The sequence below is a fragment of the Shewanella sp. AS16 genome (assembly GCF_021412365.1).
GTDB classification, from domain to species: Bacteria; Pseudomonadota; Gammaproteobacteria; order Enterobacterales; family Shewanellaceae; genus Shewanella; species Shewanella salipaludis.
This window is the reverse complement of sequence record NZ_JAKCLK010000038.1, coordinates 1-776: the sequence shown is the minus strand read 5'-3', so window position 1 is coordinate 776 and position 776 is coordinate 1. Positions and strand designations below refer to the sequence as shown.

1 protein-coding gene is annotated in these 776 nt (G+C 58.9%); it reads left to right on the top strand.

Annotation, left to right across the window (positions count from 1 at the left end; all coding sequences use genetic code 11):
• Positions 1 to 18: 18 nt before the first annotated feature.
• Positions 19 to 776 (top strand): hypothetical protein (locus LZP73_RS19190; RefSeq protein ID WP_234236514.1); only part of this gene is annotated, 758 nt, incomplete at its 3' end.

Below are 776 nucleotides of genomic sequence, written 5' to 3'. Positions count from 1 at the left end.
GATCTGGTGGACGGTGATGTGACAGCAACCCTGGTTGGCAGCAGTGAGCTGGCAAGTGGCGCCCATGAGCTTGAGCTTGGCGCGACCGACAGCTCTGGCAATACCGCCACCACGATGTTAACAGTGCATATCCTACCGCAGCTTAAGCTGGCGCGGAGCATGACGGTTGAAGCCGGTGGCGAGTATCTGCTGCCACTGCAATTAAGCGGCGAAGCGCCTGTGTATCCGGTAGAACTGAGCTATTCGTTGTGGGTCGATGGCCAGGAAGTTAACAACGCCACAGTGACCATAGCCCAAGGGACACAGGGTGAATTGCCTGTGTCTGTCCCAACCGGGCTGACCTTGGGTCGCGAGCTGACACTCAAGATAGATAGCCTGAGCCAGGCCTATGTTGGCGAGGACGGTCAGGCACAATTGCAGTTAACAGAGCAAAATCAGGCCCCCACCTTCACCGCCAAGGTGCTGCAGCAAGGCGTTGCCACACGCCTGCTGGATCCGCTTTCCGGTCCGGTGCAAATACGGCTGCAGGTAAATGATGTTAACGTCAATGACAGCCATAGCGTCGGCTGGCAGGTGGTGGAGCAGGCCTTCGCTGGCAGCATTGCCGATGACGGCCTGAGCATGACCTTTGATCCCAGCGAGTTGAGCAGTGGCCGCTACGCCGTGGATGTGACTGTGACCGAAACCAATACCCCGGCACCGCTCAGTAGCAGCCGCCGCATTCGCTTCAAGGTCGAGTCGCTGCCGCAGCTGAGCAGCGAGGCAGACACAGACGG